14 protein-coding genes are annotated in these 13,790 nt (G+C 73.0%); 11 read left to right on the forward strand and 3 right to left on the reverse strand.

Annotated elements, in window-relative coordinates:
* Nucleotides 1-21 precede the first annotated feature (21 nt).
* The 8 genes from FS825_RS06410 (at nucleotide 22) to FS825_RS06445 (ending at nucleotide 7,779) form a co-directional block, all read left to right on the forward strand.
* Nucleotides 22-606 carry a YdeI/OmpD-associated family protein gene (locus FS825_RS06410; RefSeq protein ID WP_144711630.1) on the forward strand — a complete coding sequence of 195 codons (585 nt, stop codon included), beginning with the start codon at nucleotides 22-24 and terminating at the stop codon, nucleotides 604-606.
* 210 nt (nucleotides 607-816) lie between these two features.
* Nucleotides 817-1,698: an aldo/keto reductase gene (locus FS825_RS06415; RefSeq protein ID WP_144711631.1), complete on the forward strand. Its 882-nt coding sequence runs from the start codon at nucleotides 817-819 to the stop codon at nucleotides 1,696-1,698.
* A gap of 71 nt (nucleotides 1,699-1,769) precedes the next feature.
* Nucleotides 1,770-2,348 carry a PadR family transcriptional regulator gene (locus FS825_RS06420; RefSeq protein WP_260981046.1) on the forward strand — a complete coding sequence of 193 codons (579 nt, stop codon included), beginning with the start codon at nucleotides 1,770-1,772 and terminating at the stop codon, nucleotides 2,346-2,348.
* The gene (locus FS825_RS06425) at nucleotides 2,345-3,085 is read left to right on the forward strand and encodes an ABC transporter ATP-binding protein (RefSeq protein WP_144711632.1); all 741 of its coding nucleotides are present in this window, start codon (nucleotides 2,345-2,347) and stop codon (nucleotides 3,083-3,085) included. Before FS825_RS06420 ends, FS825_RS06425 begins: the two co-directional genes overlap by 4 nt.
* The gene (locus tag FS825_RS06430; RefSeq protein WP_144711633.1) at nucleotides 3,082-5,910 is read left to right on the forward strand and encodes an ABC transporter permease; all 2,829 of its coding nucleotides are present in this window, start codon (nucleotides 3,082-3,084) and stop codon (nucleotides 5,908-5,910) included. The genes FS825_RS06425 and FS825_RS06430 overlap by 4 nt, the downstream gene beginning before the upstream one ends.
* A gap of 161 nt (nucleotides 5,911-6,071) precedes the next feature.
* Nucleotides 6,072-6,860, forward strand: coding sequence for an SGNH/GDSL hydrolase family protein (locus tag FS825_RS06435; RefSeq protein WP_186377100.1), 789 nt, complete (start codon nucleotides 6,072-6,074; stop codon nucleotides 6,858-6,860).
* A 74-nt stretch (nucleotides 6,861-6,934) separates the two neighbouring features.
* Nucleotides 6,935-7,543, forward strand: coding sequence for an ArsR/SmtB family transcription factor (locus FS825_RS06440; RefSeq protein ID WP_144711635.1), 609 nt, complete (start codon nucleotides 6,935-6,937; stop codon nucleotides 7,541-7,543).
* Complete coding sequence (locus tag FS825_RS06445; RefSeq protein ID WP_144711636.1) at nucleotides 7,540-7,779, forward strand: hypothetical protein; 240 nt, start codon at nucleotides 7,540-7,542, stop codon at nucleotides 7,777-7,779. The genes FS825_RS06440 and FS825_RS06445 overlap by 4 nt, the downstream gene beginning before the upstream one ends.
* A gap of 13 nt (nucleotides 7,780-7,792) precedes the next feature.
* Here the strand turns inward: FS825_RS06445 and FS825_RS06450 are convergent, their stop codons facing one another.
* Complete coding sequence (locus FS825_RS06450) at nucleotides 7,793-8,458, reverse strand: SDR family NAD(P)-dependent oxidoreductase (RefSeq protein ID WP_144711637.1); 666 nt, start codon at nucleotides 8,456-8,458, stop codon at nucleotides 7,793-7,795.
* Nucleotides 8,459-8,548: 90 nt separating this feature from the next.
* Between FS825_RS06450 and FS825_RS06455 the strand changes: the two genes are divergently transcribed.
* The gene (locus FS825_RS06455) at nucleotides 8,549-9,691 is read left to right on the forward strand and encodes a PQQ-dependent sugar dehydrogenase (RefSeq protein WP_144711638.1); all 1,143 of its coding nucleotides are present in this window, start codon (nucleotides 8,549-8,551) and stop codon (nucleotides 9,689-9,691) included.
* 21 nt (nucleotides 9,692-9,712) lie between these two features.
* Here FS825_RS06455 and FS825_RS06460 read toward each other — a convergent pair whose 3' ends face one another.
* Nucleotides 9,713-10,597 (reverse strand): aldo/keto reductase, encoded by an 885-nt coding sequence (locus FS825_RS06460; protein ID WP_144711639.1) that lies wholly within the window; start codon nucleotides 10,595-10,597, stop codon nucleotides 9,713-9,715.
* A gap of 86 nt (nucleotides 10,598-10,683) precedes the next feature.
* Here FS825_RS06460 and FS825_RS06465 point away from each other — a divergent pair, with 86 nt between their 5' ends.
* Together FS825_RS06465 and FS825_RS06470 are read left to right on the forward strand one after the other, a co-directional pair.
* Nucleotides 10,684-11,583 (forward strand): helix-turn-helix domain-containing protein, encoded by a 900-nt coding sequence (locus tag FS825_RS06465; protein WP_144711640.1) that lies wholly within the window; start codon nucleotides 10,684-10,686, stop codon nucleotides 11,581-11,583.
* On the forward strand, nucleotides 11,580-12,770 hold the full coding sequence (locus FS825_RS06470; RefSeq protein ID WP_260981047.1) for an MFS transporter: 1,191 nt from the start codon (nucleotides 11,580-11,582) through the stop codon (nucleotides 12,768-12,770). The genes FS825_RS06465 and FS825_RS06470 overlap by 4 nt, the downstream gene beginning before the upstream one ends.
* Nucleotides 12,771-12,782: 12 nt before the next feature.
* On the opposite strand, the gene FS825_RS06475 is transcribed toward FS825_RS06470, so the two are convergent.
* The gene (locus FS825_RS06475) at nucleotides 12,783-13,754 is read right to left on the reverse strand and encodes an NAD-dependent epimerase/dehydratase family protein (protein WP_144711641.1); all 972 of its coding nucleotides are present in this window, start codon (nucleotides 13,752-13,754) and stop codon (nucleotides 12,783-12,785) included.
* Between the last annotated feature and the right edge of the window lie 36 nt (nucleotides 13,755-13,790).

The following is a 13,790-nucleotide window of genomic DNA, read 5'->3' on the forward strand; positions in this document are numbered from 1 at the left end:
GTGCGGTCCTACGATGTCGGCATGGACGTCGTCGACCTGGTGCTCCCGGACGCCGCGGCGTGGCGCGCCTGGCTCGACGAGCACGAGGACGACCCCGACGGCGTGTGGCTCGTCCTCGCGAAGAAGGGCACCACGGAGCCGACGACCATCACCTACGACCAGGCCCTCGACGAAGCGCTCTGCTCCGGGTGGATCGACGGACAGAAGCGCGGCCGGGACGCCGCGACCTTCCGCCAACGGTTCACCCCGCGGCGGAAGGCCTCGCTCTGGTCGCAGCGCAACATCGGCCTCGTCGCGACCCTCACCGCGGAGGCACGGATGCGCGACCGGGGGCAGGCGGAGATCGACCGGGCGAAGGGCGACGGCCGGTGGGACCGTGCCTACGCCGGGGCGGCGACCGCATCGGTGCCCGAGGACCTGCAGGCGGCGCTCGACGCGTCGCCGACGGCCGCTGCGCTCTTCGCGGAGCTCGACGCCACGAACCGGTACGCCGTGCTGCACCGGATCACGACGGCGCCGAGTGCGACCGCCCGGGCGAACCGGCTCGCGAAGCTCGTGGGCGGGCTCGAGCGCGGCGAGACCCCGTACCCGCGGCCGACGCGCTGAGCGCGGGCGTTGGGCGCGGGCGCGGCGCCGGGGCCGGGCCGGGCGCGGCGCGGGGTCGAACCACGAATCCGACGTGGAACCAGGCGCGCGGGTCGGTTCGACGTCGGAACCGTGGTTCGACGGCCGCGGACGAGACACCGCGTGCGCCACTCCGCGGGGCGGGGGACACCCGTCCAGCAGCGGTCGACGCACGAGGCGTACACCGGGGACATGACCACTGACACCGACACCACGAACCGCCCGGCCCACGCGTCCGGCACCTTCCGCATCGGTGGGGACCTCGAGGTCCACCGTCTCGGCTACGGCACGATGCAGCTCACCGGCCCCGGCGTCTGGGGACCGCCGAAGGACCACGACGAGGCCGTCCGGGTGCTCCGGCGCGCGGTCGAGCTCGGCGTGGACTTCTTCGACACCGCCGACTCCTACGGCCCGTACGTCGCCGAGGAGCTCCTCAAGGAAGCCCTGCACCCCTACGATGACGAGATCGTCATCGCCACGAAGGCCGGCCTGACCCGCACCGGTCCGAACGTCTGGCCGCCGGTCGGGCGTCCCGAGTACCTCCGCCAGGAGGCCGAGATGAGCCTCCGCCGCCTCGGACTCGAGCGGATCGACCTGTTCCAGCTGCACCGCATCGACCCGAAGGTCCCGCTCGAGGACCAGGTCGGCGAGCTGAAGCAGCTGCAGGACGAGGGCAAGATCCGGCACATCGGCCTGTCCGAGGTGTCCGTCGCCGAGGTCCAGGCCGCGCAGGAGATCGCCACGATCGTCTCCGTGCAGAACCTCTACAACCTCGCCAAGCGCGACGCCGAGGAACTGCTCGACTGGTCCACGGAGCAGGGCATCGCCTTCATCCCGTGGTTCCCGCTCGCGACCGGCGGCCTGACCGGCGACGACTCCCCGCTGACCGAGATCGCCGAACGCAAGGGTGCGACCCCCGCCCAGCTCGCGCTCGCGTGGCTGCTCGAGCGGTCGCCCGTGATGCTGCCGATCCCGGGGACCTCGAGCGTCGCCCACCTCGAGGACAACCTGCAGGGCGCCACCGTCCAGCTGAGCGCCGAGGAGTTCGCGGAGCTGTCGAAGCTCGGGAGCTGACCACTTGTGTGGACATACCGAGTATGTGCATACTCGGTATGTCCACGGTGGACGGAACTTGGGGGAACGACATGAGCGTACGGATGGGCGTGCTCGCTCTGCTGGTGGGGGGACCTGGCTACGGGTACCAACTGCGTGGCGAGTTCGAGCACCGGACCGGCGGCAGCTGGCCACTCAACATCGGGCAGGTCTACACGACCCTCGACCGCCTCGAGCGCGACGGCCTCGTCGCCCGCGGCGACGCCGACGACGACGGCCACGTGGTCTACACGGCGACGGACGCCGGCCGGGCCGAGGTCGCGCGCTGGTTCAGCGAACCCGTCCCGACCAAGCGCGGACGCGACGAGCTCGCGATCAAGTTCGCCCTGGCCGTGACGGTGCCGGGCGTCGACGTCGGGCACCTCGTCCAGGTCCAGCGCACCGCGGCCGTGCGGAACCTGCAGGACCTGACGCGCCTCAAGCGCACGACGGACCCGGCGGAGGACCTCGCCTGGTCGCTCGTGCTCGAGTCGATGCTGTTCCAGGCGGAAGCAGACGTCCGGTGGCTCGACCACGTGGAGTCGAGCGTCGCCCGGTACCGTCCGGACGAGCACCCCGCACCCGGCGCCGGAGCGCCGACGACCACGCAGACCGCGCGGAGCGCTCGGTGAACGCCGCGACGGGTGCCACCCCGCTCCTCGAGCTCGACGCCGTGAGCGTGCAGTACGGCACCGGCGCCAAGGCCGTCACCGCCCTCGCGGGCATCGACCTCCGGATCCGGCGCGGCGAGATGGTCGCCGTGATGGGCACGTCCGGATCTGGCAAGTCGACCCTGCTCGCGTGCGCCGGCACCCTGCTCCCGCCGACGAGCGGTGAGGTCGTCATCGACGGCGACTGGGTGTCCGACCGGCCCGCGAAGGAACTCGCCGCCCTCCGCCGACGCCTCGTCGGGTTCGTCTTCCAGGACTTCAACCTCATCCCGTCGCTCACCGCGGTCGAGAACGTGGCGCTGCCGCTCGAACTCGACGGGTGGAAGGCGAGCCGGGCCCGCCGCGCCGCGGAACTCGCGCTCGAGAACGTCGAGCTCGGGCACCGCGCCGACGCCTTCCCGGACGACTTGTCCGGTGGCCAGCAGCAGCGGGTGGCGATCGCCCGCGGGGTCGTCGGGGAGCGCCGACTCGTGCTCGCCGACGAACCGACCGGGGCCCTCGACTCGCAGACCGGCGAGGTCGTGCTGCGGATGCTCCGTCGGCACGTCGACGCCGGCGCCGGGGCGCTGCTCGTGACGCACGACGCCCGGCACGCGGCGTGGGCCGACCGGATCGTGTTCCTCCGCGACGGCCGCGTGGTGGACGAGACGGTGTACTCCGGCGTCGAGATGGCGCTCACGGACCGGGCCGCCTCGTGACCGAGCGTCGGCGACGAGCCGACGCCCAGCGCCTCCGCACCCCGTTCGCGATCCGGCCGGCACTCCGGCTCGGTCGTCGTCTGGCGTTCGCGAAGGCCGGGCGCGCAGCACTCGTCATCGCCCTCATCGGGATCCCGACCGCGGGGTTCGCCGCGATGTCGGTCGTCGTGCAGTCCACACAGTCGACGCAGGCCGAGCGGCTGCGGTACGACCTCGGACACGCGGCCGCGCAGATGCGGGTGTCCGGCCCCGACCTGCCGGGCTTGCGGCAGGACCCGGTGGAGTGGCAGTACACCGAAGCAGCCCGGAACAGCCCGGCGTCGAAGGCCGACGGCGACCTGCGCTTCGCCGACGTCCTCGACCACGTCCCCGCGGGCGCGGTGGCGATCCCGGTCGGGTCCGCGTCCGTCGTGCTGACGGGTCCGAAGGGGCCGATCGGCGTCCAGGCGGTGGAGGGGGCCGTCTGGTCGAGGGTCCTCGACGGGCACTGGCACGTGCTCGACGGCGCCGCACCGACCAGCCGCGACGGCCTCATGGTGACCCCGGCGACGCTCGAGCGCCTGGGTGCCTCCATCGGGGACACGGTGGACCTGGTCGACCCGGTGACGAAGCGCTTCACGATCACGGGGACGATGCGCGACGCCGCGTCGGACCCGGACGCGCAGGGCGTCTTCCTGCCCTGGGGGACCACGCTCACCGACGGTGGGAGCACCGATCCCGCGAACGGGTCCGACGTCACGGTCTACCTGGCGTCCGACGCCCCCACGTGGTCGGAGATCCGGGCGCTCAACGCCCACGGCATCGTGGTGCAGTCCCGCCCGGTCGTGCTCGACCCGCCCGACCAGCGCTTCCCCGCGGCCGAGCGGGGGAACCAGCTGGGCTGGTACCTCGGCGCGATGGCGCTCCTGGGCGTGTTCGCGATGTTCGAGGTCGCCCTGCTCGCCGGTGCCGCCTTCCTGGTCGGTACCCGGGCCGACACCCGCTCGTACGCGATCGTGACGAGCGTCGGCGGCGACCGGCGGTTCGTCCGGACCATCGTGGCGGGGTCCGGGCTGGTGCTCGGTCTCGCCGGGGCGGTGCTCGGCGTGGCCGCCGGGACCGGCATCGGCGTGGTGGCCTTCCGGCTCATCGACAACGGCAACGTCGGCACCTGGCCCGGCCTGCACCTGCCGTGGCTGCTGTTGCTCGCGATCGCCGGCGCCGGGATCATCGCCGGACTCGTGTCCGCGTTGGTCGCCGCCCGGGCCGCGACGCGGGTCAACGTCCTCGCAGCGCTCCGCGGGTCGCTCCGACCGGCGGCCGTGAACCCGCGCGCCGAACGCCGACGCCGGATCTGGGCACCGCTCCTCGTGGTCGTCGGCGCCCTCATGACGCTCGCGTGCGGCGTCGGTGTCCTCCTGCTCAACGACCGTGCGGTGCAGGACGACGACCTCGCCTGGATCGTCGGCGCCGGGGTCGCGATCGGCCCGTGCCTCATGCAGGTCGGCGTCGCGATGTCCTCGCCGTGGCTGCTCGCGCTCGTCGCCCGGGCGTCCACCCGGCTCGGGCTCTCGGCTCGGCTGGCCGCTCGCGACGCCCGCCGGAACCCGGTACGGACCGTGCCGGTGCTGGCCAGCGTGATGAGCGTCGTGTTCGTCGCGTCGGTGGCGATCACGTGGAGCGCCTCGGAGCACGCGGGGTTCGTCCGCGACTACGAGTACCGCACGGCGGTCGGGGTCGCCACGGCGGACGTGTCGCTCACCAGCGAGGACGGGACGCCGGAGGGGTACGACGCAGCCCTCACCGCCCGTGCCGCGGCGATCGCGTCGAAGGTGCTCGACCACGACCGGATCCGGGTCCTCGGGGTCGTCCCGGAGCAGTCCGGCGAACGTCCGACGACGGTGACCGTCCCGCACGACTGGTCCGACCGGGAGTGCGCCGGGAACGACTCCACCGGGTGCTCCCAGTACCTCGACTCGCAGGACAGCTCCGCGCCGCACATCTGGACCGGCACGGTGGACGACTACGCGGTGCTGACCGGTCACCGTCCGTCCGCCGCGGTCCGGGACGCCCTGCGCTCGGGCGAGGCGGTGTCCCTCTGGCCGGAGTACGCGCACGACGGTCGGGTCCGGCTCGACACATTCCACGACCGGACCTGGGACAGTCCCACGCTCACGAGTGCGTCCCGCCCGGACGCGACGACCTCGATCCCGGCGGTGCTCGACGTGCAGACCCCGCGGATCCAGGTCGGCGTGTTCATGACCCGCGAGACCGCCGAACGGTACGGGGTGCCCGCGGTGGACGGGATGCTCGTGACGACGCAGCCGGAGGACCTGACGCCGCAGCAGTGGGACGAGCTGACGTCGGCGTGGCAGACGTCCGGTCGGGCTGATCGTGACCGGTGGGGCGGTCCGTCGTTCACGTACGAGGCCGGCCCGGTCGACGCGCAGGGCATCGTCAAGGCGCTCGTCCTCGCCCTCGCCGCTGCGGTGACGATCGGTGCGACCGCGGTCGCGATCGGGCTCGCCCGCTCGGACGGGCGGCGTGACGACGAGGTCCTCGACGCCGTCGGTGCCGCGCCCGTGCTCCGCCGTCGGGTCTCGGCGTGGCAGGCGGCGATCCTCACGACCGTCGGCGCCGTGATCGGCACACTCCTCGGCCTCCTGCCGATCCGCGCGCTGACGCTCCGGTTCACGGCCGGCCCGGTGGGGACGACGCACATGCCCTTCGTGGCGGACTGGCCGGTCCTGGCCGTGCTCGCGATCGGTCTGCCGCTGCTCGTCACGGCGGGGACGTGGCTGACCGCCGGCCGCAGTCGACGAGTCGCCGTGCGGCGGACGCTCTGACCCGGGACTGGAGGCGCGGGTCGGGCCCGCACCGCGCCTCCCGTCCGCCCCGCGGTCACCGCAGCGCAGCTGGGAACAGCAGCGAGGACGCACAGCCGGCCGTCCACTTCCCCAGGTCTGGGGACTGGTACGGACTCGCGATCCAGAGGATACCTGGTGTCGTGCCACGAACCCGTCGACTTGCGCTGATCGCGAGCGTCCTCACCGCAGCCTGTCTCGTCGCGGGAGGATCCGTCGTGCTCGTCTCGGCGCGCACCGCGTCAGCCGAGAGCAGCACGGTGTCCGACGCCGCACCCGGCGCTCCGGTCGAACGGACCGACGTCCGTGCGCCGGAGGGCCGAGCGGTGCTCGGCGGCGTCCCGGTGGCACGCCAGGTCCTCTCGGGCGCGCTCGGCTCCGGCGACCGGTCCGGGGCGATCACGTTCGCGTACGCGGGCGACTCGATCACGGCACGACCGGACTCGTGGCTGCACGTCCTCGAACCCGACCGGCGCTTCCACGCCGTCGGCGGGTACGCGCACAGCGGGTACCGCGCCGACCAGGTGCTCCACGAGATCCGGCCGGTCCCCGGGGCCGACGTCCTCGTCGTCGAGCTCGGGACGAACGACGTGAACCAGGCGGTCCCGACCGCGCGGACGATCCGGGACGTGGACGCCCTCGTCCGCGAGGTCGGTGCCGAGCACACGCTCGTCGTCGCCGGTCCGCCGTCCGACCGGACGAGCAGCCGGTGGGGCGCCGACCGCCGCGCCGGCCAGCTCGTCCTGAGCCGCGCGCTCGAGCGGGACGCCACCGAGCACGGCTGGTCGTACGTGGACCCGTTCGTGGCGTTCCGGCGGGCCGACGGCGCGTGGGTGCGCGGGTCGTCGCCGGACGGCATCCACGGCACCGCGGCGACGAACGTCGTGGTCGCTCGGGCGATGGCGGCGGCGATCACGGAGGCCGCCCGCTGAGGGTCCGCAATCCGCAAAGATGTCGCTGCAAAGAGATGCTTGCAAAGGCTTCTTTGCAGTCGTAGTCTTCTCGCATGGCACCCGAAGCTCGCGTCCTCGACCTCCCGTCGATGAAGGCGCTCAGTCACCCGCTGCGCTCACAGCTCTTCAACGAGCTGGCGGCGCACGGGCCGGCAACGGCGACATCGCTCGCCGACAAGGTGGGCGAGTCAACCGGCTCGACCAGTTACCACCTCCGCCAGCTCGAGCGTCACGGCTTCATCGAAGAGGTCGAGGGCCGTGGCAACGGCCGGGAACGCTGGTGGCGACGCGTCCCGGTCGCCGTCCACTCCGGCGGCACCGACGGCCCGCAGTCACCGGCCGGCATCGCCGCGGCGAGGCTGCTCGCGTCCGGCTCGAACGAGTTCTCGGAGCAGCTCATCCGCGAGTTCATCGCACGCGACCAGGAGTCGATGTCGCCGGGCTGGCGTGACGCAGCCGACCTGTCCGTGTCGATCCTGCGGCTCACCCCGGCGGACCTGCGCGAACTGATGGACGGCGTCCACGGCGTCATCGACGCATTCCGCGATCGGCATGTGCTCGACGACGCGACCGATCAGGGGACCAGTCGGGTGTTCATCCGCACCGCAGCGGTGCCGATCTTCGACGACGAACGAGACGAGCGACAGGACGAAGGATCATGAGTGCAGCACTCCACCTCACCGAGGTCGGCCCGCTGGAACGGGCCGCCCACCGGGTCGGGACCGCGTTGCTCCGGTGGAGCGAGCAGCGGGCGGCCCGGACGACGTTCACCACGACCGGCGCGCAGACCGGCGCGGCGCGCGACGCGGCCCGGCTCGCCTTCGAGCAGCGCACGGCCCAGGAGGCGCGGCAGCGTCACTGGGAGGCGCTCGCCGCCGCCACGCCCCGGCTGCGATGACGACCGGCCCGCGTCACTCGGGCAGGGGTTCGGCGTAGGTCCGGAACCCATCACGCTCTGTGTGGATCGCCCACAGGCGGTCCGCGATGGACGCACCGGAGTGATCCGGCTGCCCGTCGTCGATCCCGAACGGGATGATGAGCTGGCCGACGTGCACGTGCTCGTCCCGCACCGCGTCGTGGAGCAGCTGCGCGTAGGCGCTCTCGCCCGCGAAGGCCACCGACGTCCCCGTCACCCGGGCACCCGGACGGACCGCGCTGCCGCCGTTCACGAACAGGATCGTGCCGTGGCCGATCGCCCGCATCCCGGGGAGCACCTGCCGGACCGCGGTGACCGAGCCGTAGACCGAGAACTCGATCGGGCCGACGAGGTCCTCGGCGGTGGTCTCGAGCACCGGCCGCATGTACTCCTTCGCGGGGAGCGGGCTGTACTGCAGCACCTCGATGGGCCCGAGCTGCTCGGTGGCCCGTTCGAGCGCGGACCGCAGCGAGTCCCCGTCCCGGACGTTCGCGGCGAACCCGGCTGCGGTGTGGCCGCGCTCCCGGAGCGAGGCGGCGAGTCCGTCCAGGCGGTCCTGGTTGCGGGAGATCAGGGCGATCGAGAAGCCCTCCCGGGCGAAGCGCTCGGCGACGGCGAGGCCGAGCCCCCCGCCGGCTCCGACGATGGCGATGGTGGTCATGGTGTGGTCCCTTCCACCGTCCACTGAACACGTCCCAGGGATTTCCCGACCGGCGCGAGTGTGATCGACGCACGACCCGGGAGGAACACCGTGCACACCACCGCCCGTCCCCGATGCACCTGGTCCGCCCTGGGCGCCGCCGCCGTCACCGCCCTCGTCCTCACCGCCTGCACCGACGACACCGTGCGGACCCTGCCCGGTACGGCGCCCGCCACGACCACCCCCTCGGCGAGCGCGACCGCGGACGCCGCCGGCCAGCTCCGACCGGGCGGCGAGACGACGGACATCGCCACGGGGCTCGACGCGCCGTGGTCGGTGGTCCGGACGGGTGACGGCAGCGACGCCCTGATCAGCGAACGGGACTCCGCGAAGGTGCTCGAGCTCACCGCAGCGGGCACCACCCGGGACGTCGGCACGGTCGCGGGTGTCAGCCACGGTGGCGAGGGCGGTCTGCTCGGGCTCGCCCTGCACGACGGCGACCTGTACGTGTACTCGACGGCCGACGGGGGCAACCGGATCCAGAGGTACGACCTCACCGGGAGCGCCGGGTCCTACCGGCTGGGCGGTGCGACGACGATCATCGACGGGCTCCCGGCGAACAGCTTCCACAACGGCGGACGGATCGCGTTCGGACCGGACGGCATGCTCTACGCGAGCGTCGGGGACGCCGGCGAGGGGACGGACGCACAGGACCGGGACTCGCTCGCCGGCAAGATCCTGCGGCTCACCCCCGAGGGCGGCGTCCCCGGGGGCAACCCCTTCCCCGGGTCACCGGTGTGGAGCCTCGGGCACCGCAACGTCCAGGGCATGGGGTGGACGGCCGACGGGACGATGTTCGCGTCCGAGTTCGGGCAGGACACCTGGGACGAGCTCAACGTCATCGAGAAGGGGAAGGACTACGGCTGGCCCGAGGCCGAGGGACGGGGCGGCACCGGGAAGGGGTTCGTCGACCCGGTGCAGCAGTGGGCCACGGACGACGCCTCGCCGAGCGGGCTCGCGGTCATCGACGACACCGTGTTCGTCGCGAACCTGCGCGGCGAGGTCGTCCGGGCGATCCCCGCGGACGCCCCGTCGACGTCGACGGAGTACTTCGCGGGGGACTTCGGTCGCATCCGCACCGTGCTCGAGGGACCGGAGGGTGCGCTCTGGTTCGTCACGAACAACACCGACGGCCGGGGCGACCCGATCGAGGGCGACGACCGCATCGTCTCGGTCCCGCTCGCCGACAGCTGAGCGCGAGCGCCTCGCGACGCCTCAGGCCTCCGGGATGACCCGTTCGAAGCGGCTCGTGTCCGCTCCGTCGGGGTCCGGTCCACCGCGACGGCCGGTGTCGAGGGCGTCCAGGCGGGCGAGCTCCTCGTCGGCGAGGACGAAGTCGAACACGTCGAAGTTCTCGGCGATGCGCCCGGGGTCCGTGGACTTCGGGATCGCGTTCCGCCCCTGCTGCACGTGCCAGCGGAGCATCACCTGCGCCGGGGTCTTGCCGTGCGCCTCGGCGATCGCACGGATCGTCGGGTCGTCGAGCACGCTGACCCGCTCGTCGCCCCACCCCGGGTAGAACGTGATGCCGCCGATCGGGGACCATGCCTGGTCGAGGATGCCGTGCTCCGCGTCCGCACGCTGCACGTCGGGCTGGGTGAAGTACGGGTGCAGCTCGACCTGGTTGAGTGCCGGGACGACGTGGGTCCGGTCGAGGAGCGAGCGGAGGTGGTGCGGCATGAAGTTGCTCACGCCGATCGCGCCGACCCTGCCCTCGGCGTACAGCCGTTCCAGGGCTCGGTAGGCGTCGACGGTCTGCTCGAACCGGTCGGGCGCGGGCTGGTGGAGGATGAGCACGTCGATGCGGTCGAAGCCGAGCTTCCCGACGGCCTTGTCGAAGGCGTGCAGGGTCCGGTCGAAGCCGTAGTCCGAGACCCAGACCTTCGTCTCGACGACGATCTCGTCCCGGTCGACGCCCGAGGCGCGGATGCCCTCGCCGACCTCGCGCTCGTTGCCGTACGCGGCGGCGGTGTCGATGTGGCGGTAGCCGGTCTCGAGCGCCGTCCGGACCGCGTCCACGGTGTCCGACGGTGCGCTCTGGAAGACCCCGAACCCGATCGCGGGGATCTCGAGGCCGTTGTTGAGGGTGCGTGTGTCCATGACGTCGACGCTACGACCGGGTCGCACGTCCTGACGGGTACCAGCAACCCCTGCTCCGATCAGCCCGGGCGACCTACCGTGGGGGCATGGACACGAGAGACGAAGTCCGCGACTTCCTGCGCACCCGGCGCGCGCGCATCACGCCGCAGCAGGTCGGCCTGCCCGACTTCGGGGGCGCCCGACGGGTCGAGGGGCTGCGGCGTGAGGAGCTCGCCCTCATCGCCGGCATGAGCGTGGACTACTACGTCCGGCTGGAGCGCGGGAACCTCAGCGGGGTGTCCGAGAGCGTCCTCGAGGCGCTGTCGCGCGCGCTCCGGCTCGACGACACCGAGCACGCGCACCTGTTCGACCTCGCCCGTGCGCAGAACGCGTCGGGCGTGACCCGGCGCCGGCCCCCGACGGCGACGGTCCGGCCGAACGTGCAGCGCGTGCTCGACTCCGTGACCGCTCCCGCGTGGGTGCGCAACGGCCGGTCGGACTTCCTCGCCGGCAACGCCCTCGCCCGGGCGCTGTACGCGCCGCTGTTCGTCGACCCCACCCGGACGCCGAACACCGCGCGGTCCGCGTTCCTCGACCCGCGCGGTCGGGAGTTCTGGCGCGACTGGGACGTCGTCGCGAGCGACATGGTCGCCGTGCTCCGTGCCGAGGCCGCCCGCTCGCCGTACGACCGTGGCCTGACCGACCTGATCGGGGAGCTCTCGACCCGGAGCGAGGAGTTCCGGCAGCGGTGGGCCGCGCACGGCGTGATGCGGCACCGCAACGGCGAGAAGCGGGTGCACCACCCGGAGGTCGGCGACCTCGACCTGACGTACGAGACGATGGAGCTGGTCACCGACGAAGGGCTGACCCTCGTCGTCTACAGCTCCGAGCCCGGGTCGCCGACCGAGGAGCGGCTGCAGCTGCTCGCGAACCTCGCCGCGACGGCGAACACCGACGCCGACGCCCGCACCGACGCCACTGTCGTCCCGGAGCCGGAGGACGCGTGACCGCCCGTGCCGGGATGACCCCCGGGCGGACCCTGCTGTTCGCGGTCGCCGGCGGTGCGGCCGTCGGCAACCTGTACTGGGCGCAGCCGCTCCTCGACGACATCGCCTCGTCGCTCGGTACCTCCACCGCGGTCGCCGGTCTGCTCGTCACGCTCACCCAGGTCGGCTACGCGCTCGGGATCCTGCTCGTGGTGCCCCTCGGCGACGTGCTCGACCGGCGCCGGTTGGTGCCCGGGGTGCTGGTCGCCTCCGCCGCCGCCCTCGTGTTCGCCGCCGTGGCCCCGTCGTTCGGCGTGCTCCTCGTCGCCCTGGCGTTGGTCGGGCTCACCACCGTCGCCGGGCAGCTCCTCATCCCGCTCGCCGGCGACCTCGCCGACCCCGCCGCACGCGGCCGTGTCGTCGGCACCATCGCGTCCGGTGTCCTCACCGGCATCCTCGTCTCGCGCACGGTGAGCGGGTTCGTCGCGGACGTGTGGGGGTGGCGGTCGATCTACGTGGTCGCCGCGGTGGCCGCCCTGGTGTTCGCCGTGCTGCTCCGACGGGTGATCCCGGAGCTCGACCGCCGCGAGCGGGTGCCGTACCCGACGCTCATCGCCTCGGTGTTCCGGGCCGTCGCCGCACACCGCTCCGTGCGGGTCACCCTGGTGATCAGCGCGACGGTGTTCGCCGTCTTCACGATGTTCTGGACCGCGCTGACGTTCCTCCTCAGCGCGGCGCCGTTCGGGTACTCGACGACGGCGATCGGACTGGTCGGGCTGGCGGGGCTGGCGGGCGCCGTCGCCGCGCAGCGGGTCGGGCGGCTGCACGACCGGGGCCTCTCGGTCCCCGTCACGGGCGCGGCACTCGTCCTCGTGCTGGTGTCCCTCGTCATCGCGGGGACCGGTGCGCACTCGATCGTGGTGGTGCTCGTCGCCGTGGTGTTGCTCGACGTCGGCGTCCAGGCGACGAACGTCCTCAACCAGACGAGGTTGTTCGCGATCGACCCGGCCGCGCGCAGCCGCCTCAACACCGCGTTCGTCACCGGCAACTTCGTCGGCGGCGCGATCGGGTCGGCGGTCACGTCGGTCCTCTGGAACGCCGGCGGCTGGACCGCGGTGACCGTCGGTGGTGCGGTCCTGATCGGCTTCGCGCTGACGGTCTGGGCCGTCCACCGTCGCCGCGGCCTGGTCGTGACCGCCCCGCGCTGACCTGGCGCCAGGTCAGACGACGAGCGGCCCCGCCACCTCCACCTCGCCGTGCTCCACCAACCACCGCACCGCGTCGAGCACCGTCGCCTCGGCCGTCCACGCCGGCTCGTACCCGAGGACCCGGCGCGGCTTCTCGATGCTGAACACCTGACTGCGCGACAGGTGCTCCCAACTCGCGCCCGCGTGCTCCGGGGCCGTGGTCTCCCGGAACCGGTCCCACGGGACGGACTCGAGCCGCGCCTCCTGGCCGAACCACGACGCGACCAGGTGGGCGTACCCGCGGGCCGTGAGCGCCGTCGGGGCCGTGATGAAGAAGTCCTCGCCGACGGCGCGGTCGCGGTGCTCGACCGCCAGCTGGAACGCCTGCGCGACGTCGTCGGCGTGCACGTGCGCCATCGTCTCGGCGCCGAGTCCGGGCACATGGACCGTCTCGCCGCCGGACAGCCGGGTGATCACGGCGGTGTCGAGGTTGCCGAGCGGACCGATCGGCGTCCAGCCCGGACCACTGATGTGACCGGGGTGGATCGACGTCGTCGCCAGACCGCCATCGGCGGTTTCCGCCGTGAGCATCCGGGCGATGGCGTCCTTCTGCGTGCCGTACTCGCCGAACGGAGCGGTCGCGTTGTCCTCGGTGATCGGGAGCACGTGGGAGACCCCGGCACGCCAGATCGACCCGCAGTGCACCAGGTGCGTGCCGGTGCCGCGGAGGGCCCGGACGAGCGCCTCGGCGGAGGAGCGCGTGAAGCAGACGAGGTCGACGACGGCGTCGGCGCCCAGTCCGACGATCCGCTCGCCGAAGGTGCCGTCGCGGTCCTCCTGCTCGCGGTCGGCGACGACCTGCTCGACCCGCTGCCACTCCGGGGCGTCGGCGTAGGGGGTGCTGGTGCCGCGGCTGATGGTCACGACGTCGTGACCGGCGCGGACGAGACGGGGGACGAGGAACGTGCCGATGTGGCCGGTGGCTCCGATGACGACGATGCGCATGCCGGTCACGCTAGGCCGCGCGTCCTGGACCGCGCG

It is taken from the genome of Curtobacterium pusillum, from assembly GCF_007680845.1.
GTDB classification, from domain to species: Bacteria; Actinomycetota; Actinomycetes; order Actinomycetales; family Microbacteriaceae; genus Curtobacterium; species Curtobacterium pusillum_B.

What these genes read in the sequence shown, in the direction of transcription:
- FS825_RS06410 (WP_144711630.1), top strand. Translation starts at nt 22, where the DNA reads ATGGACGTCGTCGACCTGGTGCTCCCGGACGCCGCGGCGTGGCGCGCC.
- FS825_RS06415 (WP_144711631.1), top strand. Translation starts at nt 817, where the DNA reads ATGACCACTGACACCGACACCACGAACCGCCCGGCCCACGCGTCCGGC.
- FS825_RS06420 (WP_260981046.1), top strand. Translation starts at nt 1,770, where the DNA reads ATGAGCGTACGGATGGGCGTGCTCGCTCTGCTGGTGGGGGGACCTGGC.
- FS825_RS06440 (WP_144711635.1), top strand. Translation starts at nt 6,935, where the DNA reads ATGGCACCCGAAGCTCGCGTCCTCGACCTCCCGTCGATGAAGGCGCTC.
- FS825_RS06445 (WP_144711636.1), top strand. Translation starts at nt 7,540, where the DNA reads ATGAGTGCAGCACTCCACCTCACCGAGGTCGGCCCGCTGGAACGGGCC.
- FS825_RS06450 (WP_144711637.1), bottom strand. Translation starts at nt 8,458, where the DNA reads ATGACCACCATCGCCATCGTCGGAGCCGGCGGGGGGCTCGGCCTCGCC.
- FS825_RS06460 (WP_144711639.1), bottom strand. Translation starts at nt 10,597, where the DNA reads ATGGACACACGCACCCTCAACAACGGCCTCGAGATCCCCGCGATCGGG.
- FS825_RS06465 (WP_144711640.1), top strand. Translation starts at nt 10,684, where the DNA reads ATGGACACGAGAGACGAAGTCCGCGACTTCCTGCGCACCCGGCGCGCG.
- FS825_RS06475 (WP_144711641.1), bottom strand. Translation starts at nt 13,754, where the DNA reads ATGCGCATCGTCGTCATCGGAGCCACCGGCCACATCGGCACGTTCCTC.